Genomic DNA, 24,181 nt, shown 5'->3' on the forward strand with positions numbered 1-24,181 from the left:
GCCCCCAGGGCTGAGGCACGGCGACTGCGAGAGGGCGCGGCTGGACGTCCTACGGGGAGCTGTGAACCCCCGTACGGCGAACCCCTCGTATGGGGTCTTCCGGGCCATCCGACCAGTCGGTATGTTCAGGGCGGACAGGCCGGCGGGCCGGTGAGCCGGCCCAAGGCGACGGAGGGCTGCCCATGCCAGAGCACGCACCCGCAATCGAAGGCCACTGCGACGACCGCTTCGCCGCGGTGCGCGCCGCCTTCGAGGAGAACTTCCACGAACGCGGCGAACTGGGCGCGGCCGTCACCGTGCTGCACGGCGGCGAGACGGTCGTCGACCTCTGGGGCGGCTGGGCCGACGCCGCCCGCAGCCGCCCCTGGGAGCGCGACACCCTCGTCAACGTCTGGTCGACCACCAAGGGGCCCACCGCGCTGTGCGCGCATCTGCTCGCCGACCGGGGACAGCTCGACCTGGACGCGCCGGTCGCCGCGTACTGGCCCGAGTTCGCCGCCGCGGGCAAGGAGTCCATTCCCGTACGCCATCTGCTCTCGCACCGCGCCGGCCTGGCCGGGCTGCGCGAGCCCCACACGCTGGCCGAGCTCTACGACTGGGAGCTGACCTGCGCCAGGCTGGCCGCCACCGAGCCCTGGTGGACGCCCGGCACGCAGTCCGGCTACCACGCCATGACATACGGGTTCCTGGTCGGCGAAGTCGTCCGCCGGATCACCGGACAGCTCCCGGGCGACTTCCTGCGCCAAGAGGTCACCGGGCCGCTCGGCATCGACTTCGCCATCGGCCTGCCGGAGAAGGAGGCCGGCCGCGCGGCGGAGCTGGTGCATCCGCCGGCCGAGGAGGGCAGCCAACAGGCCGCGCTCTTCGCCCAGATGCACCCGGTCGCCCTGGCGGCCCTGGTCAACCCGCTGGTCAGCGTGAGCGAGGCCAACACCGCCGCCTGGCGCGCCGCCCAGCTCCCCGCCGCCAACGGCCACGGCACCGCGCGCGCGGTCGCGGCGCTCTACGGAGTCCTGGCGGGCCGGGACGAGTTCGCGGGCCGGCCCCTGCTCTCCGCCGAGGCCGCCGCGCGCGTCCGCGAAGGCCAGGGCAGCTGCCGGGACCTGGTGCTGGGAGCGGGCTTCGCGCATGACACGGAACTGGCGCTCGGCCTCTGGCTGAGCGGCCGGAACCGCTCGTACGGCCCCAATCCCCGGGCCTTCGGCCACGACGGCTTCGGCGGCTCCTTCGGCCTCGCGGACCCGGAGGCGGATATGAGCATGGGGTACGTCATGAACCGCATGGGCCCGCATATCGCCGACGACCCACGCAAGACGGCGTTGATCGACGCGGTCTACGCGTCCGCGCCGCCCGGCGGACTCGGCGGACTCGGCGGAGTCGGCGGCTGAGGACGGGAGACTGAACCCGGCCGCCCTGCGGCCCTTCCAGATTCTTGCAACACGTTCTACTGTGTGCGCCGCGCAGGGACGGACCGCGAGACTCCTGGAGGGGCCGTGCACCTCGAATACACGCCTGAACAGCAGCAGCTGCGCGCGGAACTGCGCACGTACTTCGCCGAGCTCGTGCCCGACAACGTCTACGCCCGCTACGGCGACCCCGCCTCGCAGAAACGCTTCTACCGCGAGACCGTCCGCCGGCTCGGCGCGGACGGCTGGCTCGGCGTCGGCTGGCCGAAGGAGTACGGCGGCCGCGGCCTGAGCCCCATGGAGCAGTTCGTCTTCTTCGACGAGGCCGCGCAGGCGGGCGTGCCGCTGCCGCTGATGGCGCTCAACACCGTCGGGCCCACGATCATGCAGTACGGCACGGACGAGCAGAAGGCGTCCTTCCTGCCGAAGATCCTCTCCGGCGAGATCGACTTCGCCATCGGCTACAGCGAGCCCGACGCCGGGACCGACCTCGCCGCGCTCAAGACCCGCGCCGTGCGCGAGGGCGACGAGGACACCGGCACGTACACCGTGAACGGGCAGAAGATCTGGACCACCAACGGCGACACCGCCGACTGGGTCTGGCTCGCGGTCCGCACCGACCCCGACGCCCCGGCCCACCAGGGCATCACCATGCTGCTCGTGCCGACCTCGGACCCCGGCTACTCCTGCACCCTCATCAACACGCTCGCCTCGCACGACACCACCGCCAGCTACTACGAGGACGTCCGCGTGCCGGCCTCCCGCCGCGTCGGCCAGGAGAACAAGGGCTGGCGGCTGATCACCAATCAGCTCAACCACGAGCGCGTCACCCTCGCCGCCCACGGGACGATGGCCATCCGGGCGCTGAGCGACGTCCAGCGCTGGGCCGCCGACACCAAGCTCGCCGACGGCCGCCGCGTCGTCGACCTCGGCTGGGTCCGCGGACGCCTCGCCCGCACGCACACCAGGCTCGACGCGCTGAAGCTGCTCAACTGGCAGATGGTCAACGCCGTGCAGACCGGCGCGCTCACCCCGCAGGACGCCTCCGCCGTCAAGGTGTACGGCTCCGAGGCCCGCCGCGACGCCTACGCCTGGCTGATGGAGATCGTCGGCGCGGCGGGCCCGCTCAAGGAGGGCTCAGCCGGCGCGGTACTCCACGGCGAGCTGGAGCGCGGCTACCGATCCGCCGTGATCTTCACCTTCGGCGGCGGCAACAACGAGATCCAGCGCGAGATCATCTCCTGGATCGGGCTGGGGATGCCGCGGGTACGGCGCTGACGGCATGTGACCAAGCATTCTAGTTGGCATATGAGCAAGACAGTTGGCACCAGCCGGCAGATCTGACCTCCAGGGACGTGAGCCGGGTGTCCTGTCGCACTGAGCCTGTCGGATTCTCACCGCTTCTCGTTCGTGCTGTCGGATTCTCATTGCGTCGCGCACTGAGCGACGACGTTTGCCCCGTATGTGGGTTTGATCTCATTTTCCTGGTCCGGTTCTCGCGGTAGCTGTCACGGTCGCTTTCGGCAGGTACGTGGAGCCGGGGGTGGCGATGGATCTGGGTCTGGTCGATGTCGAGTGGGCTGACGGTGAGGGCTGCGGGCTGCGGAAGTCCGTGCTGGAGGCGGTGTCCCGGGTTCGGTTCGAGTCGGTGCTCCCGGTGCGGCGGTTCACGTCGTACCGCGGGCAGCGGCATTTCACGGGCTGGTACTGGGCGACGACGGAGTCGCTGGTGGGGTTCGAGTCGTGGCTGGAGCGGGACCGGGCCATCATCCTCGATGATGACCGGCGGGTGGTGGGGCTGGCCTCGCAGCCGTTCCGGGTGATGTGGCAGGGGGAGACGCGTCGGATCTCGCATACGCCGGACTACTTCGCACGTCTGGAGGACGGTTCGGGCCTGGCCGTCGACGTGCGGTCGGCGGACCGGGTCGGCCCGGAGGACACGGTGAAGTTCTCGGCGACCGAGGCGATGTGCCAGGAGATGGGCTGCTGGTCCTTCGCGCTGGTGCACGAGCCCGATCTGGTGGAGATGGCCAACGTCCGCTGGCTGTCGGGATATCGGCATGCACGCAACCGGGTCGGCGACGTCGCGAAGCGGCTCATGGATGCGTTCGCCGACCCGCGGTTGCTCATGGACGGTGCCGAGGCGGTGGGGGACCCGTTGTCCGTCCTGCCGACGCTCTACCACCTGCTGTGGTGCGGTGACCTGCGTCTTGACCTGGCGGTGCCGCTGGGAGACGGCTCCGTGATCGGTCGCGCGGCGGTGAGTCATGGCTGAACTGGCGCCACGCGGGGTTCTGCGGGCCGGGGACCGGATCCGGTTCGAGGGCCACAACCAGCAGGTCATCGGGCTGGAGGGAACGGCCTTGCGGCTGCTCAGCGACGAGGGCGACACCAGTGTCATGGCTGCCGGCTACGTGATGGCGGCCGCCGATTTCGAGGTGCTGGACCGGGGGTCGGAGGCGGTCCCGGAACGTGTCCTGCCGCCGTTCGCGTTGGTGGACGCGTTGCTGCCGGCGGCCGTCGAGCAGGCCCGGTTCTGGGAACAGCACGTGGTGGAAGTACTCACCGGGCTGCCCCTGGACGCCCCGGAGGGCGCGTCTCCTCGGCCCGAGTACGACCCGGCCTGGCGGACGCTGATGGAGCGGGAGGCCGCGAATGTCGCGGAGCTGGCGGCCGGCGGGCAGCAGATGAGCAAGCGGACCTTTCTGCGGATGCGGCAGCGCTACGAGGCCGAGGGGTTGTGGGGACTGGTGGACGGCCGGTCCCGGAAACCGCCGGCCTCTGTCCCCGGCACCGGAAGGACGGACGAGCGCGTCGTCGAGGCGGTCACCGAGGCACTGGCGGGGCAGACAGACCTTTCGACGGGCGACCGCAAGCGGCTCATGCTGCGGGCCGGGCAGATCCTCGCCGCGAAGCACGGCGAGGAAGCGGTGAAGCTCCTGCCGACGAGGGCGACCTTCTACCGGCTGGTGAACAGCCTCGCCAGGAACAACGAGTCCTTCGGCTCGGCCACGGTCCGCCGCCAGCGGGCTCTTCGGCCCGTGGGGCCGTTCACCCCGTCCATGGCCGCCCGCCCCGGGGAGATCGTGCAGATCGACTCCACGCGGCTGGACGTGATGGCGGTGCTGGACGACGGAGTCGTGGCCCGCCCGGAACTGACGATCGCGGTCGATGTCACGATGCGCACCATCTGCGCGGCCCTGCTCAGGCCCGCGGGCACGAAAGGCGTCGACGCCGCGGTGCTGGCGAGGATGCTGGTTCCCGAGCCGATGCGTCCGGGCTGGAGCCAGACCCTGGCGATGTCGGACTCGATCCTGCCGCACCAGCGGCTCATGGCGGTGGACGCGCGGTTGGAGAAAGCAGCGGCCAAGTCGGTCATCGTCCCGGACACCATCGTGATCGACCACGGCAAGGTGTTCGTCTCCGACACGTTCTCCTCCGCCTGCTCGCTGCTGGGGATCTCGCTGCAGCTCGCCCGGCCCAGGACCCCGACGGACAAGGCGATCGTGGAGAGAACGTTCGCGTCGATCAACTCGCTGTTCTGCCAGTACGTCGCGGGCTACACCGGCTCCGATGTCACACGCCGCGGCAGTGATCCGGCCTCCGAGGCGGTCTGGACCCTCGCCCAGCTCCAGGATCTCCTGGACGAGTGGATCATCTGCTGGCAGCAGCGTCCGCACGAGGGTCTGCGCAACCCCTATATGGCGGGGCGGACGCTGTCGCCGAACGAGTCGTACGCCATCGCCGTCGCCCGCGCCGGATACTTGCCGGTCGCTCTGTCGGCGGCGGACTACATCGAGCTGCTGCCCGCGGTCTGGAGGGCCGTCAACGACTACGGCATCAAGGTCAACTACCGCACCTACGACAGCCCCGAGCTCAACCGGCTGCGGAGGCAGCCGTCCGGGGTGACGGGCAAGCAGGATCTGTGGGAGGTCCACTACGACCCCTACGACGTCTCCCGCGTCTGGGTACGGCGAAGCGACAGTCGCCGGTGGATCGAAGTCCCGTGGACCCATCTGCCCATGGTCCGGGCCCCGTTCGCCGACTTCACCTGGCGTCACGCACGCCAGCTTCTCGCCGACCAGGGCCGCGACGACACCAGCGAGACCGCCGTCGCCCAGGTCCTGGCCAAGCTTCTGCGCAGGTCGGGAAAGCCGCCGGCCGGATCGGAGCAGGTCATGGCCCGCACCCGGGCAGCCCTTGAAGCACCCGTACGGTCCGCACTCCCGCCCGCCCGGTCCGCCGATGCGGACGACAGCGAGAACGAAGGGCCGGAGGAGGCGCCGGTCACCCCGTTCGGCGTCTTCAACCCCCTGGAAGAGGAAGGGAACCCGCTGTGGTTACTCCGCCTGACGCCCATGACGACGAGCACAACCCGCTGACCACCAAGGACGGCTGGCGACAGTTCGTCGACGACGCCCCGGTCTGCCCGCCGATGCTCTCGGCCAGGGCTTTCAACGCTCTGGCCGAGGAGAAGCGGCTCGATTACAACGAGCCCCGGCTGGACTACCACTCCCGGCTCGTGATCGTGGCCACCCCCACCGTCCGCAACGTGTTCACCACCGGACGACGCCTGGTCCTGCTCAACCGGCACCAGATCTCCGGCCGCCGCGGGCTGATCGTCACCGGCCAGGGCCGGGACCGGCAAGACGACCGTCATCGCCCAGCTCGGCCGCCACCATGAACTCCTGGTCCGCAAACGGCTCGGCCCGGCCGCCGCAGGGCGACTGCCGGTCGTCTACGTCACCGTCCCACCCCGGGCCACCCCGAAGATGCTCGCCATCGAGTTCGCCCGGTTCCTCGGCCTCCCGCTCGTCCGGCAAGAGACCCAGACCTCCATCACCAACGCCGTCTTCGACCTGCTGATCAAAATGCGCGTCGAGCTCGCGCTCGTCGACGAGATCCACAACCTCAACCTCGCCACCCAGGCCGGTGCCGAAGCCTCCGACCAGCTCAAGTACCTGTCCGAGCGGATCCCCGCCACCTTCGTACTCGCTGGCATCGACGTCGGCGCGAGTGGCCTGTTCAGCGGCGTCCGAGGCCAGCAGATCGCCGGCAGATACACCGTTACCGACACCGAACCGTTCGCCTACGGCACCACCGCACAGCGGCAGAACTGGCGGAACCTGATCGCTTCCCTCGAAGACGCCCTGCGACTCCACCGGCACAAGCCCGGCAGCCTGGTGAAACTCGACGGCTACCTCCATGAACGCACCGACGGCGCGATCGGCAGCCTCTCCCAACTCGTCCGCGGCGCCGCCCTTGAGGCCATCATCAACGGCAGCGAGGCCGTCACCCGCAAGACTCTGGAGACCATCGAGGTCGACCAGACCGCCGAGGACGCCCGCCAGGAACACCGCCGCAACCGGCGACCCCGCCGCCGGAGGCCGGATGCCGACGCAGCCTGACCGACTCCGTCAGCTGCCCATCCCTCTCGGCCCCGGCCATAACGAGACCATCGGTTCCTATCTCCACCGTCTGGCCGTCGCCAACAACCGTCCCGCGGGCTTCCTCGCCCGCCTCCTGGGACCGCTGCCGCCGGAGTTCTCCCCGCTCAGCAACACCACCGTCGGCTGGAATCCCCACTCACCCGCCCGTCTGGCCGTACTCTCCGGGCGCCCAACACCCCAGCTCGCCCGGGCCCTGCCCGCGCTCGCCGACTTCCTCAGCCCGCACGGTCCCGGGCAGCGAACGGATCGGCTGATCAGCCGCCCCTGCCGCTGCTGCACAGCCCGGCGCAGTCCCACTGCTTCCGTGGTCATCACCCTCGCGCCCGCCCACGTCCACCTCTGCCCGCGGCATCAGCTCTGGATCCGCTCCACTCACGACATCCCGCTCGGCGCCCTACCAGAAGTCATCGAGGCCCAGCGTCGACTCGACCAGCTCGCCCGCCGTCACCGGCAGACCCGACGAGCCCTCGACATGGCGCGGAAGATCATCGAGGACTGGTCCGCCTCCGGAATGCCGATCGACCTTGGGAAGGAGTGGACCGATCGCCTCGACCGAGTCGAAGCTCTCGCCGTCAGCAAGAAGGTCTCGGCTGAGGACCGCAGTCACCTCGCGGCGTTCCCCGAGATCGTGGTGCTGACGCACCTGATCCTCGACCCGCCCACAACCGCCCTCGACCCCAAAGAGCTCTACCTGGCAACAACCGCCGAGCTGAGCCGACGATTCGCGCGGATCTACACCACCCTCGGAACCCAGGACCCCCTCTACCGGCGGTTCTGCCTCTATCGAGATCGCGACGGGCCTGTCTCGAAGTCGGGTGTGAGCTCGTGACAAGATCGCGGGATGCTGCAACTCACCGATTTCATTATCGACTGCCCGGACACGATGAAGCTGGCTGCTTTCTACTCCGAGGTGACGTGCCGTCCGATCAAGGAAGGCAGCTCCGAGGACTGGGCTGGCATCCAGTTCGGCGAGATCGAGCTGGCATTCATCCGGGTGGACGACTATCGCGCTCCGCAGTGGCCCGACAGCGAGCACCCCAAGCAGTTCCACCTCGACTTCGAAGTGGACGAGATCAAGTCCGAGCAGCGCCGCGTCCTCGACCTCGGCGCGACGCTAAGGCAGGACTTCATCGGCCCCAACGGCTACGGCTGGCAGGTCTACACCGACCCGATCGGCCACCCCTTCTGCCTGTGCCGCAACAAGGGCGTCATCTGGACCGACCAGGGCCCGATCTGGCCCAAGCACGACTAATCAGATTCCGGTCATGGAGAAGAGCGACATCACGATCAAGCTCACTCCCGACGAGGCCCTGGTCCTCTCGGACTGGCTGGAGCGAGTACAGATGACAGATCTCAGCCGCCTGGTCGACGATCCGGCCGCCTGGGCCCCGATCCACAAGATCGCGGGAACACTGGACAAAGCGCTCCCTGGAATCTACGCCGCCGACTACGCCGAACGTCTGGAAGCGGCCCGGCACCGTCTCCGGACGGCCACGGGCAGCCTTGCCGAAGAGCGAGACGGCTGAGCTGCCCTTGCCCACCACCAGCGCGCTTCCGTGAAAGCCATGTCGTTTGAGAACGCCGGCCCGCGGCGTTCTCAAACGACATGGCAACCCAGCAGGTCGGCGGCCCACGATCTGTCAGCTGCACTGCGACAGGACACGGGACGCGGTAGTTGGGACTTGGCCACGGGAGTTGGAACCATCGTCGGGGCGGCAGGCGGGGGCGGCACCGATAGAGTCGATTGGGTGACCGAGCGCATTGTCCAGCCGTCCCTGCCGACCCGAGATCAACTTTGCGCCCTGCGTGACTTCGTTCATGGGCGGAGTTACTCCGTGGGTTCGGTAGCCATTCGGCTTCCCGGCGAACCGCCGCATGCTGCGGACTCGGGTGTGGCCGATGTGGCCCGTGCCTCGGGTGCCCTGTATGACGTCACCAACGTCCTCTGCAAGCGGCTGTTCGCCGACATCGACACTGGTCAGCCCGGCGTCGCTGCCGAGCTCGCGTGGGAGGCGCTTCTCGCGAGCGCAGACGCTTGGCGAGATGCGCCCAATGCCCGCTGAGCTGCGGAAGCTGGTACTTGACGCTGCCCTGCGGCGAGCCTGAGCCTGGGTTCTGCCATCGCACTCTCAGACGGAGCTGCGGGCCTCTTCGTAGTTGTCGCACGGTGTTGGTGACGGCCGATTCTGTACCGGCCTGTTCCAACGGCAGGTCGCTGATCGACGCTCCCGGACCGCGTCCCGGACGGAGCGGATCAGATCGTCCAACATGCTGGGATGCGGGTCGGCGTAAACGTCCAGGGTGGTCTTGCACAACGCCTGCGATGTCGCCTTCACCGGCAGCCGGCAGTAGGCGACCGGGACGAACGCATTGCGCGTACCCTGCAACGGTGCCTGGTCGGGTAGGAGCCGGTGGTGGACCGCGCCCTACAGGTCCTCGAAGGCGGCTGCCGCGGAACTCGCTGTCTCCGCCTCGCCCTGGAAGCCGCCGCCGTTGATCATCAGACCGTCCCGGGTGCCGGGTATGGACTTCAGCGCGTTGCCCTGCAGGCGCACCGCATCAGGTCGGAGATCCTCCGGCTCATCGGCGTCTCCTGGAACCGCACGTTCACGTGTGTCGCGGTCCTGTGCAGGTCGTGCAGGCCCCGCCGGCGCGGGCTCATGTCGCTGTACTCCTTGAGGGACATCCGCGGTGCCGGGATGAACGTGTCGCGAATCTCGCGCCGCTGCTGCCAGCCTCCCATTTGGTGCGGTCGGGCGGCGGTCCGACGCGCAGGAGCGGGACGATCGGGCTGTCGCTGTCAGCTGACCGGTTCACCACAAGGGTTCACCGCCCGCTTCCGCGTGGTCGGCGCTGATCTGAGCCATCCTGGACCCGAACGGGTGGGAATGGCGGTTCGCATGGCGAGTGGTGAGGCGATTTGCCTAGGCTGCCTCAGCATGAAGGGGCAGCAATCGGGGTCTGCCTCACGGAGATTGGGTGCGGGAGATCAACCGGTGAACCGCAAGCGCGAGGACGGCAAGTTGGTGCGGGACCGGATTCCGCAGATTATCCGTGAGGGCGGGGCTGAGCCCGTCACCTACGTCGCGAGCCCGGAGGACTACCGCAGCCGCCTGCGCGACAAGCTCGGCGAGGAGGTCGCCGAGTTCCTGGAGGCCGACGATGCCAAGGCGCCTGAGGAACTCGCGGACGTGCTGGAGGTCGTGCACGCGCTCGCCGCGGATCTGGGGGTTGGCGCGGGACAGTTGGAGAAGATCCGCGAGGCCAAGGCGGGTGAGCGCGGCGGCTTCGCGGATCGGATCGTCTGGACCGGCAACCGCTGACTACGGCCGCCTCGACGGTCTTTGGTACACCACTTCGTGTTCCTGCAAAGCGGGTTCCTCAAGGACGAGGCCTTCTGAGCGGCAGCGATGCCGCTCTGGTCCGGGCAGCGGTTTCCTGGGGACGACTACACCCGGGCCGGGGCGACGGCCGTCGGGGTCCGTGCTGTGGGCAGGGTGATGCCCTGGGCCTGTGCGGCCTTTCCCAGGCGCAGTGTCCATAGCATCGTGCCGGTGTCCGTCAGCCAGTCGTTTGCCAGCAGACGCTTCACGGCGAAGCCACGCAGCGGACCTTTCAGGCCATCCCAGGCCTGCGTACAACTGGGCGTACGAGGGGCCGTTTCCGTGGTCGGTCCGCAAGGCCGCAGTGAACTCGGCGGTCTGCGGACCACGATCAGGGTGGGTGACTTTCGTGGGCCTTGGTGCTGTCAGCCTCGCCCGATCAGACGGGCTGTCGCCTGTCTGGGCCGATTTCTCATGAGACATGCCGATCGTGGAGAACATTTCTCGGCTTGGTCAGGACAGCATGGCAGACCCCGGGCAGCGGCAGCACCGGGGCGCCCGCGGCCGGCTGGAGCCCGGCCTGGCGGGCGAGGGCGGTGATCTCGCCCGGGGTGATGCCGCGCTGGAAGGTCCCTTTGGCTTGGCTGGACCAGAACCCATCGTGATGGATGCTCCAGCCTCCGTCTGCGGCGGCCTTTGCGATCTCCTCCGGTGAGCGGGTGACCACGACGACGTGCCCGCCGGGGCGGGTGAAGGACGCCGCGTCCTTGAGGGTCTGGATCCGTTGCCAGGGGTCGGGCAGCACATTGAGGACGAACATCGATGTGACCAGGTCAAACCCCGTCCGTTCGGGGCGTGGCCAGCCAAAGTCGTCGTGCGGGTCGAAGCCCTCGGCAGCCAGGCCCGCGGAGCGGTAGTGGGCGACGTCGGCACCGCGGCCGCAGCCGTGGTCCAGGATGCTTCGGATACTGAGCGGGCCGGTCAGGCGCTCGATCACCGCCCGGGAGGCCGGGGAGGGAGCCTGGCGGCTCATCGCGGTCTTATGGGGCTGATACTCCCGCCTGGCGGGGGCAGCGGCGGGGCCGTCGCCGGTCAGCTCGCTCAGCGCGAATAGGACGTCCTCCGGCTTGGCCTCCTGCAGGGTCAGGGGCAGGTCGATCAGCAGCGCCGAGTGGTCGGTGAAGGCCGCCGGACCGCTTCGCACCATGGCGTCTGCGGTGACGGTGGTCGTCGCCACTAGATGGTCGCTGAGCAGGGCGAGATCGCAGCGGAAGCGGCTGGGCATGCCGTTGAAGACCCGCTCGAAAGTGAAGACGGGCACCTCGTCGGCGGTGGTGTCGACGAGGCCCGCGACCTGCATCAGCTGGTCCAGAGCCGTGCGTTCGGCCTCGGTGGTGAAGGCGCTGGACTCCTCGCCGAACAGGCCGTCCGCAGGGCGAGGAGCGAGGTTGAAGTCCCCGCAGATCAGCAGTGGGCGCCCCTTCTCAGCGGTCGTCATCGCAGCGAGTTCGGCCAGCTGGGTGGCCCGGGAGGCGCCGCCGTAGGCGTCGAGATGCACCTGGAGGACAACGAGCCATTCCAGCTCGGCCCGCTGTACCCACGGGGCGGGCGCGGACACGGCCGGCGGGGCGAGGTCCTCGCTGACCCAGGTGGCTAGATGCCCGTCCCCGCCGGCGAAGGTGAAGCCCGCCAGAGCCGGTGGCGTCCGGTCGGTGGGCTTGAACGGCTCCTGCGCGAGCATGATCTTGACGCCGTGCTCGCGCAGCCAGGCGCCGAGGTTCGAGCGGGCGCCGGTGGCGCCGAGACGCTTGTTGAGGTTGACCGAGGCCAGCAGCACGAGGGTCCTCCAGAGGGGGATTACAGGGGCAGCGGCCTGCCTGAGGCGGCCTCGTCGCGGAAAGCGTCCCACAGGATGTTCAGCGGGTGAGAGGCGTCATACGTCTCGCGTTCCCCCTTGCGGGCGAATACGCCGGAGACCAGCTGGAGCATGGGGTCGAAGTCGTCGGCGAAGTCGATGAGTCGGAAGTCCTCGCTGGTGGGCAGGCGTCCGTCGACGGCGGCCTGGCCGATGGATCGGGCACACAGCATGCACCCATAGGTCATCCGGGACCGCAGCAGGGCGAGTCCGTAGTAGATATCGTTGATCTCGGCGGTGATCTTCAGCTGCGAGCGGAAGTCGGGTCCGTACCAGCGCTCGACGAAGTCGGTGATCACCCCGCGCGAGGGGATCACCAGCGGCAGAGTCCTCAGCCGGTCGACACCGACGGTCTTGGCGGCGAGCTCGCGCAGCGGAAGGTTCGTCAGCAGGGCCAGGCCCTCGCGATGCCACTCAAGGAAGTCGTACTCGGGGGCGACCCGCTCAGCGGCGGCGTCGGCCGCGAGCCCGCCGCACAGCAGGTCGACCTGGTTGGAGTCCAGACGCTTCCAGAAGTCGCGGGTCCGCACGTGCACGACCTTCAGTTCGACCTCCCGCTCTAGCAGCTGCGGGGCGACGCGCTCCCACACCCGGCCGAGGAAGCCGAGAGTGAACTCCGTTGTCCCCACCGTCAGCGTCGAGCCGAGCCGGCGGCGGGAATCAGCTATGCCCTGCAGCCAGTCGGCGAAGGTCGCCCGTGCCCGCTCGACGACCTCCAGCCCGGTCGGGGTGAACAGGAAGTCCCTGCCGCGGCCCTGCTTGACCACTAGCAACTCACCGGTCAGGGCCTGGAAGTTGCGGTTGAGGATGTCGAGTTGCTTCTGCACGCTGGACTGCTCACGCCCCAGCACCTTCGCCGCGGCCAGCGCGGTCCCCGCCTCGCTCACCACGATCAGCGTCCGCAACTGGTCCCAGGTCAGATCCAGAAGGTCCGGGGAGCAAGAGATCAGATCGGCGCGGAACCCCTCCGGCCCCGGCACTTTCAACGGCCCGGACGGCAACGGCGGCACTATGACACCCCTCCCTGACACGACCTCACCCAGCTTGCACTGTCCGCACGACCAGCAGAACTGAACTTCGCCGCATTTCACCCTGAGAAAACCCATAAATGTCCAACCGGACATATGGATATCGCGGACTATCCCGGGGAACATTTCAGCAGCCGCCTTCGATCCGAAAGGCGATGACCGCAGCGCTGCCTGAACCTTGGGGGTTGAGCCATGCTCTCAGCCGAGTCGATCATCTGGCTGATCGAACAGGACGCTCTGGAGTGGCCCGGCCAACTCCGCGGAGACGGACTGCTGTTGACGCTCGGCTCGCCCTTGCGGCCGCTGACCGCGCCGAGCACGCGGGTAATCGACCTGGCCGACCAAGCAAGCATCGACGACCTCTACGGCGAGCCGGTCACCGGCTGGACAAGCTACGACATGATGCCCGGCGCGATGCTGCTGGGCGCGGTCCAGCAGCCCCTGCGGCTCGGCGCCGGAGTGATGGGCATGATCGGCGGGCTGAGCCACCTGGCCCGCGTCGGCCTGGCCGTCCATGTCACCAGCCCGTTCGTGCTGCCCGGCTGGAACGGGCACCTGACGCTGGAGCTGGTCAATACTGGCCCCGCCGTCCTGCGTCTGTACCACGGCATGCCGCTGGGCCGCCTGCTCGTCTTCGCCCTGGACGGCCCTCGCTCCGACGACGTCGCATCCCACCCCTTCTACGGCCATGAGGCCGACCTGAAGAGCCGCTACGCCGACGAGTTCCCCGCCGACCCGAGTCAGAGGTGACCGTGATGGACTGCCAGTTCTGCACCGAGTTCACCGCACACGAGAGCACGACCCGGATCATCACCGAGACCGCCGGCGGCTGGGTGCTGCTGCCCACCATCGGCTCCCTCACCCCCGGTTACTGCCTGTTCATGCCCCTTCAGCACCTGGACGCCGCGGCCGACATCGCCCCCGCCGCCCTCGCCCGGGCCACCGAGGAGACCGAACAGATGCGCACGCTGATCCAGGCCCGCTACGGGCCGGTGATCCTGGCCGAACACGGCCCGCGCGACTGCGAGCTGGGCGCCTCCTGCTGCAGCCACTGCCATCTGCACCTGATCCCCGTCCCCGACCCGGACGCGATCACCGCCGCTTACGAGAAGACCGGAGGCCCCGGCCTGCGGCTCACCTCTATGGCAGCCCTCCCGGAGGCCGCGGAAGGCTCCTACCTCTACCTCTCGCCCCGGCCCGGCGAGCACTACTACTGGCCCTCGGCCGACTTCGCCCGACAGTTCGTACGCCGGGTCTGCGCGGACCAGCTCGGCATCGGCGACTTCTACGACTGGCGCGACCATCCCTTCACCGAGAACAGCGGCCGTACCTTCGCCGAGCTGACCGCCGACCTGCACCTCAAGGACGCCGCCTGAGTCGAGAAGAAGGGGGACGGCGCGATGGCGACATCCCTGCCCCGCCCGTTACACGCGCTCACCGCCGCCGAGCTGGAAGCGGCGGTCAAGGATCGGCGCTGGCCCAAGTGGCAGACCATGGCCCTGCTGCACTCGCTGAAACTTCCCGTCCTCAACGCCTGCCTCATCCAGCCCGGCGACAGCGCGGCCACCGCTCGCAGTGCCGCCCACGTTCTGGCCGCCGCCACCGGCACGAATACGCTAATGATCCGCTCGGACGGCGGGGTGGAGAAGAAGCAGTACTACCGCGGCGGCAACACCTTCCCCACTGAGGAGATCGGGCCCCGGGCCGCCGGCCTGCTGGCCGACGGGCGAGCGGTGATCCTCGCGGAGCCCACCAACCGCTTCACCAACCGCCTCACCGTCCTGGTCCGCATGGACCGGCCCGGCCCCGGCCGCCCCGGTTCGCTGACCCTGGAGGCCCTCGGGCCCGGCTACGACGTCGCGGACCTGACCCGCGGGCAGATCCCGCCGCAGGTCACCGCCCACCTGGACGACGTCGACTTCGCCCACTACCGGCCGCCCCGCTGGCACGAGTGGAAGATCACCGGGGACCAGTGCCCCGGCGGTGAGGACGCCCGCCGCACCCGCCGCCTTGAGCGGCTCGCCTTCCAGACCCTCACCGACGGCGGCCACCTCGACGGCGAGGCCGGCCCCGAGCGCGCGGAGACCTGGCTACGGCAGCGCGGCTACCTGCACCTGTTCGGACCGCAGCCGACCCGCGAGGCCCTGGCCAAACGCACCCGCCGGCTCGTCGAGGACGCCTTCGTCCTCGCCCGGTCCCAGCCGAACCAGAACTGGCACTGCCTGGCCACCGCATTCTCCGTCTTCGGGGAGCCCCGCACCGTCTACTGGGACCTGGTCGACGGCGAACACAAGTACGCCGCGACGGCGCCGGCCGCCGCCCGACATGAAGAGCGGGCCGCATGAACACCCCACCGATCTACCTCGACCACCAGGCCACCACCCCGCTCGACGAACGCGCCCTGGAGGCGATGCTGCCGTTCCTCATCAGTGAGTACGGCAACCCCTCCAGCCCGCACACCTGCGGACGCACCGCCGCGCGGGCTATCCGCACCGCCCGCCAGCAGGTCGCCGACCTAGTCGGCGCCAAGAACGAGCTGGAGATCGTCTTCACCTCCGGCGCCACCGAGGCCAACCACCTCGCGATCCTCGGCGCCGCCCTCGCCGCCCGCCCCACGGGCGGGCACATCGTCACCACCACGATCGAACACAAGGCCGTCCTCGCCGCCTGCCAGCGGCTCGTTGACCACCACGGCTACACCCTCTCCCTCGTCGGCGTCGACAGGCACGGCCGCGTCCAGCCCGCCGACATCGCCGCCGTCCTCACCCCGAACACCGTGCTCGTCTCGGTGATGCACGCCAACAACGAGATCGGCACCCTTCAACGACTCGCGGCTATCGCCGAGATCACCACTCCGAGCGGCATCGCCCTGCACACCGACGCCGCCCAGAGCGCCGGCTGCGGACTCCTCGACGTCGCCGAACTCGGCGTCGACCTCGCATCCGTGTCCGCCCACAAACTCCACGGCCCCAAGGGCATCGGCGCCCTCTACATCCGCGGCGGCACACGCATCACCGCCCAGCAGACCGGCGGCGGACAAGAACGCGGCCTGCGGGCCGGCACCCCCAACGTCCCCGCCATTGTCGGCTTCGGCGCAGCCGCCCGCCTCATCACCACCGACGCCGTCCCACCCCCGACCCGCATCCGGGCCATGCGCGACCAGCTCCAGGACCGTCTCCTGGCCGCGATCCCCGGTGCTGTCGTCAACGGTCATCCGCACCGGCGACTGCCCGGGAACCTCAGCCTCACCCTCCCCGGCATCGAGGCCACAGACCTCCTCGACCGCCTCCCCGGCGTCGCCGCCTCCACCGGCTCGGCCTGCAACACCGGAAGCAGCGAACCCTCACACGTCCTCACCGCGATCGGCCTCACCCGCGACCAGGCCCGCGCAACCCTCCGACTCAGCATCGGCCGCACCACCACCGACACCGACATCGACCAAGCCGCCGACCTCATCACCCGTACCGCGCACACTCTCATGTCAGCACCCGCGAACGCTTCCGCATGCTGTCGTCAAGCTGCCGCAGCCACGGGCCGTGCCACTTCGTAGGACCGCCGGTGACGAATCAGGGCCCAGATGACGTTGACGCGTCGGCGAGCATGGCGTGGGCGCGCTTGTTCCCCTCAACGTGTTTGCGGTCGTAACCTTCCGTGAGTTCGGATCATTCACCGACGTTGCCTTCTACGAAGCGAGCAGGAACTCGGGATCGGTGCCCGACGAGCGCTTCTACGCCGCTCTTGTCGACGCCGTCGCCACCTGGTTGCGGCATTGAGTCAACCGCCGCTCACTCACCGACTGACTAGCCTCATCACCTTTGATCAGGCCATTTCCGATCTCCGATGCCACTTCGGCACCGGCCTGCTCGATGAAGCAGTGCCGTTCACGGGTAGACCCAAGGGTCGCCGGCGTACACCGCCTGGCGCGTTCTCTGCGACCAGACCGGAATCCGGCAGGCAAGCTCCTTGCCCGGAAGCGGCCGCGGCTGCTGCCCGTCTACGATCAGGCCGAGCCCCATGCAAGCTCAACGAGGTATGCGAACGGAAGGGCCCGATCAGCGGCCAGTCGGGCCCTCCCCCCGAGCCCGGCCCCGAAGGACCGGGCTCGCCTCACCCCTTCACCCGGTCCTGGCCCTCCAGCGCACGGTCGAGCATGCCCTGCCAGTAGGTCGCGCTCTCCGCTGCTCCCGCGCCCTCGCGGGTCCAGGACTGGAGGTTCGACCCGGCGGGACCGGCGATGTTCTTCCAGATTCCGTCCGCGCCCGCCTTGGCGGCCTCGGCGATTCCCCTCCAGTTCTCCGCCTGCGCCGCCGTCGCCTCCCGCTCGGCCAGCCAGGTCCGGCGTGCCGCGTCGGCATGGTCGGACACGGCGCGCCAGGCAGCCTGCGCCTCGCCCCGTGCCGCCGCGACGTCGGACGCGTCCTTGAGGGCCGCCTCGGCTGCGACGGCCTTCTGGAGCAGCATGGACAGGGCGTGGTGGCGACGGGTCTCCCCGTCCGCGACCCGCAGCCGGTAGCCGTCGAGGTCGAGGGTGGCGCCGGTGGACCAGGCGTAGCCGAAGAACTCGGACACGTCCGTGTCCGTCGCCCCCGGCCGCATGGCCCACTGCGCCGCCACGCGGACCTGCTCGCCGGGGTCCGTCGCGCCCAGGCTCCGCAAGAAGTCCCGTTCCTTGGCGGCCACTTCCTGCTGGTGGGCGGTGTCGGCGGCCCTGACCTGGCGGTCGCGCTGCTGAGCCTGCTCGTAGCCGGTGCGTACGAACACAGCCCGGTCGTTGTCCGTGCCCTTCACCGCGGTCTTCGCCGAGGCGTGCACCTGCGGAGAGAACTCCGGGGTGTGCGTCGCCACCACCCGCTCGCAGAAGAGCCTGTTGCGCGTACGGCTGTCGCGCAGTCGCTGCTTGGCCAGGTCGTAGCCGCCGCCGGGCGCCAGCCAGGCCTCGATCGCCGCGTCGCCCTGAGTGCTGCGCAAGGCGTTCCACGCCGAGGTGCGCAGCTCGGCGGGGAGCCCCGATTTGGCGATGCGCAGGACCTCGTTGCGCGCGGCCTCGGCCGCCAGGGCCGTGACGGACGGCGCCCCGTCGGCCGCTACGGCGGCCCGCGGGGACGTTGCGGCATCGGCCCACGCCGGCGCCGCGCCGACGAGCGGGCTGCCGACGGTCAGCAGGACCACGGTCAGGGCCGTGGCCGTACGGCTGCGCCCGCTCATGCCGAGGGCCACTGGATCTGCTTGACGCGCCAGAGCTGGGCGTCGGTCTGGTTGCACGACCAGCTCTGGAGCGGCTTGGACTGGACTACGTCGCTGCTGGGAATGTCCAGGCAGCGGTCCTCCGCGTGGGTGGGACGCAGCTGGTACAGCATGCGGACCGGGTCGACGAGGTCCAGCTGCCAGCGCGTCTGGTTGCTCCCCGAGCAGGCGCCCAGCTGCGTCTTCGCGCCCCTTCCGGCGTCGCCGCCCGCGACCTCGAGGCAGTTGTCGTTGCCGGCCCAGCGCAGCTCGAAGGCGGAGCCGAACTGGGGCACCGCCTCCCACAGCGCGGGGAGCATCCAGCCGGTCCCACACCCGTCCAGATAGACCGCGTTGTTGGGGCCCGCGCCCAGGCAGAGGCTGCCGTTCGCGGTCTCGAACTGGATGTACGTCTTGTCTGCCGCTGCGTTGTCTGCCGCGTGCGCGGTGGCCGCGCTGCCGACGAGGGCGGCAAGGCTGGCGCCGACGGCCAGCGCGGCTCGGACGATCCGTGCCATCGTGATTTCCCTTTTCTCTGCGACTGCTGGTGGAAGGCGGAGCTGGAAGCCCCTCACGAGGTGGCCGGCGTCATGCGCCAGCGCTGCGGGGAGAAAGGCATGCACTGCCCGATGAACGGCTGGACGCCGTCGGCGGTGCTGCTCTCGGGGACGGTCAGGCAGTAGTCGAGCGCGTCGTTGGGGCGCAGCTCGTACACGCCCTTGGGAATGTCGACGAGCATGACCCGCCAGTTCTGGCTGGTGGCGTCGCCGCACCAGGCCTGCTGGACGGTCCAGCCCTTGTCGGGCATGACGGTCAGGCATCTGCCGCTGTGCTTGGCCTGCACTTGGAGCTGGCCCTTGCCGGCCGGCTTGAGCGCGAACAGCTGGTTGTCCAGGCCGCTGGCGCAGGTCGACTGCACCGCGACCGCTCCGTTGGCGAGGCTGCCGCCCGCGACCGTGAGGCACTTGCCGCTGTGCTCGGCCTGGAAGCGGTAGTAGGTCGTGTTCTGCTCCGCGTGCGCGGCCGGCGCGCCGCCCGCGATGGCGGCGAGGCCCGCGGCGGCGGCCAGCGCGACTCGGACGATCCGTGACATGGCGATTTCCGTTCTTCTCTGGAGCTGTCGGGGGTGTGGCTCGACTCAGGGCGCGAGCGGCGCGGCGATCTTCCAGGCGCCGCTCTTGTCGATCACGTCGACGCCGGGGTTGGCCTTGAACCCGTAGAGCGCTCCGCCGAGGTGGACCATCCAGCGCTCGTCCGGACCGACGCCCCACACGAACCCCGTCGACGCGCCGTTCTTGCGGTTGCACCAGGTGGCGCGCTCACGGAAGGCCGAGGTGCGGTCGTCGGCGGCCAGCTTGATCCGCAGGTCGCCCAGGGTGGTCATCAGGTAGTAGCCGGGCTTGCGGGCCGACTCGAGCGACCAGCAGCCGGGCTGGTTGGCGAGCGAGGGCACGATGACCCAGGTGGCGTCCTGGCGGTCGGCCAGCGGGCTCCTGCTGTCGACGGGCGTGATGAACGCCTCGCCCTTGTCCACGGCGGACTGGCGGATGTGCCAGCCGGCGGCCTTGGGGTCGGCCGACTGGATGGACTGGCGCTTCAGCCGGTACTGCGTGTCCTCCTTGAGGAACTCGGCCACCTGCTCGTCGGTCCCCGCCAGCGCCTTCTTCGCGGCTGCCACCAGGCCGGGGTGCACCTTGCCGTTCTCGGCGGCGGCCTGGATCTGCAGGGCCAGCTTGCGGTTGGCCTCGGCGGCCTTCTTACGGCGCTTCTCGTCGTCGATCTTGTACGCGGCGTCGGCCCCGGTGTGGATGAACTTCTTCCAGTCCTCCGGGTTGGAGCTCAGCGCGGCCCGCTGGCCCGCCGCGTACAGCTCGGAGCCATGCAGGTCGGCGGGGGACAGACGCAGCAGCTCGCGAATGAAGTTGTCGCTGGTGAGCAGGAGCATGCCCTCGGTGGGCGTGACGCGGAACAGCGCCGCCGCGCTCTTGCGGGCGGCCTCCTCCTTGAGGCGCTCGGCCTCCTTGCGGTTCTTCTCCTCCAGCTCCTTGAGCTCGTTCGCGACATCGATCTTGTGGGCCTCGCGGACCCCGTTGACGATGTACTCCCGCCGCTCCGCCGGCTCGCCGGCGAGGGCCCGCATGCCGGCGGCCCGCACCTCGGGCCCTGCGGCCTCGTGCTTGATCACGGCGCGGATGAAATTGTCGTCGTTGAGCGCCAGCAGCTCGGGGGTGCTCGGGATGCCCACCACCTGCAGGGCCTGTGCCTTGGCGAGCCGGGCGGCGCGCTCGGCCTCGGCCTTGTCGCGCTCGCGCTGCTGGTCGAGCCGGTATGCGTCGTGGATGCCGGTGGTGATGTACCGCACATGGTCGGCGGAGGCCGTGCTCATCATGGCCTGTTCCGCGGCGACGCGCACCGAGTCCAGCGTCTCGCCGGCGTCCCGGGCCTTCTGCCACAGGGCGTGGATGAAGTCGTAGTCGCTGAGCAGGAGCACATCGGCGGTCGGGTCGAGCCGTACCACCGAGGCGGCGCTCACCCGCTGGGCGTCGGTGGTCCCGATGTCCGAGGCCGCGGCCGCCTGCGAGGACGGCGCGGCTGCCGCTGCGGTGGCGCCGGGCGCCACGGCGGCGAGGGCCGCGGCCAGCGCGGTGGTGGTGACGACGCCGCGTGCGAAGTTCCGACGTAGACGCGTGGCGGAGACAGAGCTCTTGTGCATGCTGTTTCAGTAGTCCCTACTGCCGTCGCCTGAGGACGACTTGATGAATGCAGGGTGAAATCGGCGCAGGAAGGATCGTCCGCTCCTGACGGAAGCGGAATCGCGGAAAGGGTGTCAGCAGGCCGTCCTCGCGACGACGACAGCGCTGACAGCCCGCACCCATCCCCCTGATGGTGAACGAAATTCCCCCCGACACCGGCCTTTCCAACCGATGTGGGGCGACCTTACTTGGTGTGTGCCAGGGGCGGCAACGATCTTCTGAGAATGGGGAGAACGCTATGGGGGCGGAATCGCAAGCTCCGCCAAGCGGGGCTTGGACTCTGGCCGCCTGGAACGGTATTCGCCCAGGTTTCGCGGCCCTTCGAGAACCCGCTCATTGACCCCGTTCGGCGCAAGTGGCGGCACTCGCCTACGGATTGAAGGCGAACTCCTTCCGGCCGCACAGATCAGATTCTGTACGGAATCGGACCCTCCATTGGATTCAGAGCCGGCCGCCCCTTGCGAACTCCCTTGACGACACGTCACGCACGGTGTTGTCCAGGGGGGTTGCGGAACGTGGGCAGGGCGTCTTTCCCCGTAGGGGAGCCCCTCGATAGATCATTGCGACGGATGGCGACAGCGGTTACGGTGGCGAGGTCGACCTGACCAGTCGACACGCCGGGAGTGGCCTTAAGTCATCGCGCTCCGGCGAGCCGTGCATGCGCTGGGGAGCGCACTGACGTGCAGGGGGGAATATGAATGGTCGACAGGTATGCGCAGGCGCCGTCATGACCACATGTGCCGTCAAGACCGCAGGTACCGTCATGACCGCAGGTTCCGCTAAGACCGCAGCCGTCGCTATGCCACGAGACGGCCGGACGCGAAGCTCCGCGAGAAGGCGGACGCTGCCGTAAAGGCTCAGTGTCCGCGCCATTGAGCCGTGGGCCAGTCATACGCCTCTGAACGCGACCGGGCAGCCCGCCGGAATTGACGAGGCGAACAACGGTGTTCCCGCCGTCGGACGTGCCGTAACGCAATGCCGCCTGGAAATACGGACCATGCCGCGCATTTCCAGGCGCCGGCGTCTTCGGCATTTCACGGGCGCGCCCCGTCGTCAGAATCCCTCCGCAGCGGTCGGCCGACGCAGTCGCCCCCGCGCGGAGCGGATCCCGGTTCACCGCACCGCAGGGGAGACCGCATCCACATGTCCATGCAGCAACGCCCTGCCGGATACGCCGGCGCGGCCGACTGGCCGTCTGCTCCGCGATCTGGGCGCCCCACGGCAGCCCGAGAACGCGGTACGGAGCAGAAACGATTCTTCGGCCGCGTCCTGGCACGCTCCGGATGAGCGACAGCGAGTGCGCCAGAGTCCCGCAGGCTGCCCTTGACCGCCGGGAGCAGACCCCGCAGCCACCGCGCGCCCGCCATGCGGGACCCCGGGACAGCACGCCGTCACGGGGCGCTCCCTTGCCCTGTCGTGCGTGCCGCGCCCGCCGCGGGAACACCGGCCCGGCCCGCCCGGGCGGGTGCGGACGCCGACCGGCCTCGCACCACCGCGCGCACCGAGCCCTCCACGGGCCCCTGAGGCGGGCGGACGCACGGGAGACGTCCGCGCTCCGCGAGCGGGCCGGCGGCCGTGCCGGTCTCCACGACCACCGCGGCGCCGGACGCTGCCTGCCCACGCCGTACGGGCCGCGGTCCGAAACCGCATGCGTGCTCCGCCGCCGGTCCGAAACCGCATGCCTGCTCCGCCGCCGTCGCCCACGGCGCGCCACCGCTGCCCCAGCCGTCCCACCCCGGTCCGACTCCCCCTGCCCGCACAGCGCGGGCAGGGGCTCGCGTCCGTCTCTTCACGCCCACTCAGATCTCTTACTCTCAGGAGGCTCCCCTTGCTAGGCAGACTCTGGCCGAGAGGCCGTCGCAGACGGCCGTCCGGCGCGCTGCCCTCAGCCGTGTCCGGGGTCGTGGCCCTGGCCCTGCTGGGTGGCCTGGCCGGACCGGCCGCCGCCGCTCCCGCAGCCGCCACGGCAGACTCCTCCGCCCTGCGGCGCCTGGTCTCCGCGCTGGCGCAGCAGCCTGCGCCCGCTCCGCCGGCGCCGACGACGCTCGATGCGATGAGCGCCGACCGGGACCGGCAACTCGTCGAGGACTTCGCGGAGTTCGACGAGGAGGAGGAGGTCCGCGAGGCGGCCAAGGCGGCGCTGGCGAGCACCGACCCCAACGCAATCCGGAACTTCCTGGAGCGCGGCGAGGCCGAGGCGCGCCAGCGCGCGAAGGACAAGCGGGACGCGACCGACGTCGCCAACCGCAAGAAGATCGAGGCGATGCGCGGCGCCGGAGGGCCGTTCTTCAACGCCGAGGTCGAGCGGGTCCTCAAGGGAACCGCCCGCGACCGGGCCGACTTCCTCGCGTTCGGCGCGGAGATCGCGCGGCAGCGGGACAAGGCGACCGAGCAGAACGAGCAGGAACGCGCGGCCGAGAACCGCAAGCGCGTGGAGATGCTCGTGGCGGTCGGCGGCCCGGAGGTCAAGCGGACCGCGCAGGCCGCCCTGGCCACGAACGACGACAAGGCGATCGCCGAGTTCCTGGAGAAGGGCTACCTGGTCGCCGCGCGCAAGGACGCCGACGACCGGGCCGCGCACGAGAAGGCGCAGAAGGAAGCCCTGGAAGCCGCGGAGAAGCTCCGCAAGCTCGCGGAGAACACCGCGCGGGCCGCCGAAGCCCGTACCAAGCTGATCACCGCCCACGGCGCCGCGGTCAAGGCGCTGAAGGAAGCCTCGAACGCCATGAGCTCGGCCGCCGCGCAGTCGCGTGCGGCGGACCGGATGCTGAACGCGGACCGGGCGGGCAAGAAGGTCTCCGACTACAAGCCGGTCAAGGACGAGGTGGCCCGCCAGGTCGGCATCGCCGCCGGGTCCGCCAAGGCCGCCCAGGTCGCGGCCGGCCAGGCCAAGGTCCAGGCCGACGTACTGGTCGAGACCGGACTGACGCACGGCGTGCAGTGGTCGGAGGTCGCCACGGGCGTCGCCGCCGCCGCCGACGCGGCGGCCACCGCCGCGGCGACCGCGCAGCACGCGGTGGACGCCACCGCGGCCGACGCCGCCGGCCTCAACGCCGCCAACCAGGCGGAGCTGCACGCCCAGC

Annotated in this window: 24 protein-coding genes and 2 pseudogenes; 18 read left to right on the forward strand and 8 right to left on the reverse strand. The window is 69.8% G+C overall.

Annotated features, from left to right (window positions below):
• Positions 1-182 precede the first annotated feature (182 nt).
• The 10 genes from AB0M39_RS24690 to AB0M39_RS24735 all read left to right on the forward strand — a co-directional run bounded on the left by AB0M39_RS24690 (position 183) and on the right by AB0M39_RS24735 (position 8,919).
• Complete coding sequence (locus AB0M39_RS24690; protein WP_365367892.1) at positions 183-1,388, forward strand: serine hydrolase domain-containing protein; 1,206 nt, start codon at positions 183-185, stop codon at positions 1,386-1,388.
• 105 nt (positions 1,389-1,493) lie between these two features.
• Complete coding sequence (locus tag AB0M39_RS24695; RefSeq protein ID WP_365367894.1) at positions 1,494-2,684, forward strand: acyl-CoA dehydrogenase family protein; 1,191 nt, start codon at positions 1,494-1,496, stop codon at positions 2,682-2,684.
• A gap of 253 nt (positions 2,685-2,937) precedes the next feature.
• Positions 2,938-3,681 carry a TnsA-like heteromeric transposase endonuclease subunit gene (locus AB0M39_RS24700; protein ID WP_365367896.1) on the forward strand — a complete coding sequence of 248 codons (744 nt, stop codon included), beginning with the start codon at positions 2,938-2,940 and terminating at the stop codon, positions 3,679-3,681.
• Entirely contained in the window at positions 3,674-5,788 is a 2,115-nt protein-coding gene (locus AB0M39_RS24705; RefSeq protein WP_365367898.1) for a Mu transposase C-terminal domain-containing protein, read from the forward strand. Before AB0M39_RS24700 ends, AB0M39_RS24705 begins: the two co-directional genes overlap by 8 nt.
• Positions 5,743-6,090 carry a hypothetical protein gene (locus AB0M39_RS24710; protein WP_365367900.1) on the forward strand — a complete coding sequence of 116 codons (348 nt, stop codon included), beginning with the start codon at positions 5,743-5,745 and terminating at the stop codon, positions 6,088-6,090. Before AB0M39_RS24705 ends, AB0M39_RS24710 begins: the two co-directional genes overlap by 46 nt.
• Positions 6,091-6,094: 4 nt before the next feature.
• Positions 6,095-6,814 (forward strand): TniB family NTP-binding protein, encoded by a 720-nt coding sequence (locus AB0M39_RS24715; RefSeq protein ID WP_365367940.1) that lies wholly within the window; start codon positions 6,095-6,097, stop codon positions 6,812-6,814.
• Complete coding sequence (locus AB0M39_RS24720) at positions 6,798-7,685, forward strand: TniQ family protein (RefSeq protein WP_365367902.1); 888 nt, start codon at positions 6,798-6,800, stop codon at positions 7,683-7,685. Before AB0M39_RS24715 ends, AB0M39_RS24720 begins: the two co-directional genes overlap by 17 nt.
• Positions 7,686-7,697: 12 nt before the next feature.
• Positions 7,698-8,108 (forward strand): VOC family protein, encoded by a 411-nt coding sequence (locus AB0M39_RS24725; protein WP_365367904.1) that lies wholly within the window; start codon positions 7,698-7,700, stop codon positions 8,106-8,108.
• Positions 8,109-8,121: 13 nt separating this feature from the next.
• Positions 8,122-8,382, forward strand: coding sequence for a hypothetical protein (locus AB0M39_RS24730; RefSeq protein ID WP_365367906.1), 261 nt, complete (start codon positions 8,122-8,124; stop codon positions 8,380-8,382).
• A 222-nt stretch (positions 8,383-8,604) separates the two neighbouring features.
• Positions 8,605-8,919: a hypothetical protein gene (locus tag AB0M39_RS24735; RefSeq protein ID WP_365367908.1), complete on the forward strand. Its 315-nt coding sequence runs from the start codon at positions 8,605-8,607 to the stop codon at positions 8,917-8,919.
• A 363-nt stretch (positions 8,920-9,282) separates the two neighbouring features.
• Here the strand turns inward: AB0M39_RS24735 and AB0M39_RS24740 are convergent, their stop codons facing one another.
• Positions 9,283-9,411, reverse strand: coding sequence for a hypothetical protein (locus AB0M39_RS24740; protein WP_365367910.1), 129 nt, complete (start codon positions 9,409-9,411; stop codon positions 9,283-9,285).
• 441 nt (positions 9,412-9,852) lie between these two features.
• Between AB0M39_RS24740 and AB0M39_RS24745 the strand changes: the two genes are divergently transcribed.
• Complete coding sequence (locus AB0M39_RS24745) at positions 9,853-10,179, forward strand: nucleoside triphosphate pyrophosphohydrolase (RefSeq protein ID WP_365367912.1); 327 nt, start codon at positions 9,853-9,855, stop codon at positions 10,177-10,179.
• 125 nt (positions 10,180-10,304) lie between these two features.
• Here AB0M39_RS24745 and AB0M39_RS24750 read toward each other — a convergent pair whose 3' ends face one another.
• From AB0M39_RS24750 to AB0M39_RS24760, 3 genes are all read right to left on the reverse strand, one after another.
• Positions 10,305-10,448, reverse strand: a complete 144-nt coding sequence (locus tag AB0M39_RS24750) for a hypothetical protein (RefSeq protein WP_365367914.1) — start codon at positions 10,446-10,448, stop codon at positions 10,305-10,307.
• A 203-nt stretch (positions 10,449-10,651) separates the two neighbouring features.
• The gene (locus AB0M39_RS24755; protein WP_365367916.1) at positions 10,652-12,016 is read right to left on the reverse strand and encodes a methyltransferase domain-containing protein; all 1,365 of its coding nucleotides are present in this window, start codon (positions 12,014-12,016) and stop codon (positions 10,652-10,654) included.
• 20 nt (positions 12,017-12,036) lie between these two features.
• Complete coding sequence (locus AB0M39_RS24760; protein ID WP_365367918.1) at positions 12,037-13,104, reverse strand: LysR family transcriptional regulator; 1,068 nt, start codon at positions 13,102-13,104, stop codon at positions 12,037-12,039.
• Between the two features lie 210 nt (positions 13,105-13,314).
• On the opposite strand from AB0M39_RS24760, the gene AB0M39_RS24765 reads away from it, so the two are divergent.
• From AB0M39_RS24765 to AB0M39_RS24790, 6 genes and pseudogenes are all read left to right on the forward strand, one after another.
• Positions 13,315-13,872: a hypothetical protein gene (locus AB0M39_RS24765; protein ID WP_365367920.1), complete on the forward strand. Its 558-nt coding sequence runs from the start codon at positions 13,315-13,317 to the stop codon at positions 13,870-13,872.
• 5 nt (positions 13,873-13,877) lie between these two features.
• Entirely contained in the window at positions 13,878-14,498 is a 621-nt protein-coding gene (locus AB0M39_RS24770) for a hypothetical protein (protein WP_365367922.1), read from the forward strand.
• A gap of 24 nt (positions 14,499-14,522) precedes the next feature.
• Positions 14,523-15,467, forward strand: coding sequence for a hypothetical protein (locus AB0M39_RS24775; RefSeq protein WP_365367924.1), 945 nt, complete (start codon positions 14,523-14,525; stop codon positions 15,465-15,467).
• Positions 15,464-16,672, forward strand: coding sequence for a cysteine desulfurase family protein (locus AB0M39_RS24780; RefSeq protein ID WP_365367926.1), 1,209 nt, complete (start codon positions 15,464-15,466; stop codon positions 16,670-16,672). Before AB0M39_RS24775 ends, AB0M39_RS24780 begins: the two co-directional genes overlap by 4 nt.
• 55 nt (positions 16,673-16,727) lie before the next feature.
• Complete coding sequence (locus AB0M39_RS24785) at positions 16,728-16,895, forward strand: hypothetical protein (RefSeq protein WP_365367928.1); 168 nt, start codon at positions 16,728-16,730, stop codon at positions 16,893-16,895.
• Positions 16,896-16,988: 93 nt separating this feature from the next.
• Positions 16,989-17,126: pseudogene (locus AB0M39_RS24790) on the forward strand (DUF6308 family protein); the annotation flags it as partial.
• A 103-nt stretch (positions 17,127-17,229) separates the two neighbouring features.
• Here AB0M39_RS24790 and AB0M39_RS24795 read toward each other — a convergent pair.
• Genes AB0M39_RS24795 through AB0M39_RS24810 form a run of 4 tightly spaced genes read right to left on the reverse strand, consistent with a single transcriptional unit; the run spans position 17,230 to position 21,058 of the window.
• Positions 17,230-18,327 (reverse strand): hypothetical protein, encoded by a 1,098-nt coding sequence (locus AB0M39_RS24795; RefSeq protein WP_365367930.1) that lies wholly within the window; start codon positions 18,325-18,327, stop codon positions 17,230-17,232.
• Positions 18,324-18,863, reverse strand: a complete 540-nt coding sequence (locus AB0M39_RS24800; RefSeq protein ID WP_365367932.1) for an RICIN domain-containing protein — start codon at positions 18,861-18,863, stop codon at positions 18,324-18,326. The genes AB0M39_RS24795 and AB0M39_RS24800 overlap by 4 nt, the downstream gene beginning before the upstream one ends.
• Before the next feature lie 53 nt (positions 18,864-18,916).
• The gene (locus AB0M39_RS24805) at positions 18,917-19,438 is read right to left on the reverse strand and encodes an RICIN domain-containing protein (RefSeq protein WP_365367934.1); all 522 of its coding nucleotides are present in this window, start codon (positions 19,436-19,438) and stop codon (positions 18,917-18,919) included.
• Between the two features lie 45 nt (positions 19,439-19,483).
• Complete coding sequence (locus tag AB0M39_RS24810; protein WP_365367936.1) at positions 19,484-21,058, reverse strand: AbfB domain-containing protein; 1,575 nt, start codon at positions 21,056-21,058, stop codon at positions 19,484-19,486.
• Between the two features lie 1,931 nt (positions 21,059-22,989).
• Between AB0M39_RS24810 and AB0M39_RS24815 the strand changes: the two are divergent.
• A pseudogene (locus AB0M39_RS24815) lies at positions 22,990-24,181 on the forward strand (hypothetical protein); the annotation flags it as partial.

This window comes from Streptomyces sp. NPDC051907, assembly GCF_040681075.1.
In the GTDB taxonomy this organism is placed as follows: domain Bacteria; phylum Actinomycetota; class Actinomycetes; order Streptomycetales; family Streptomycetaceae; genus Streptomyces.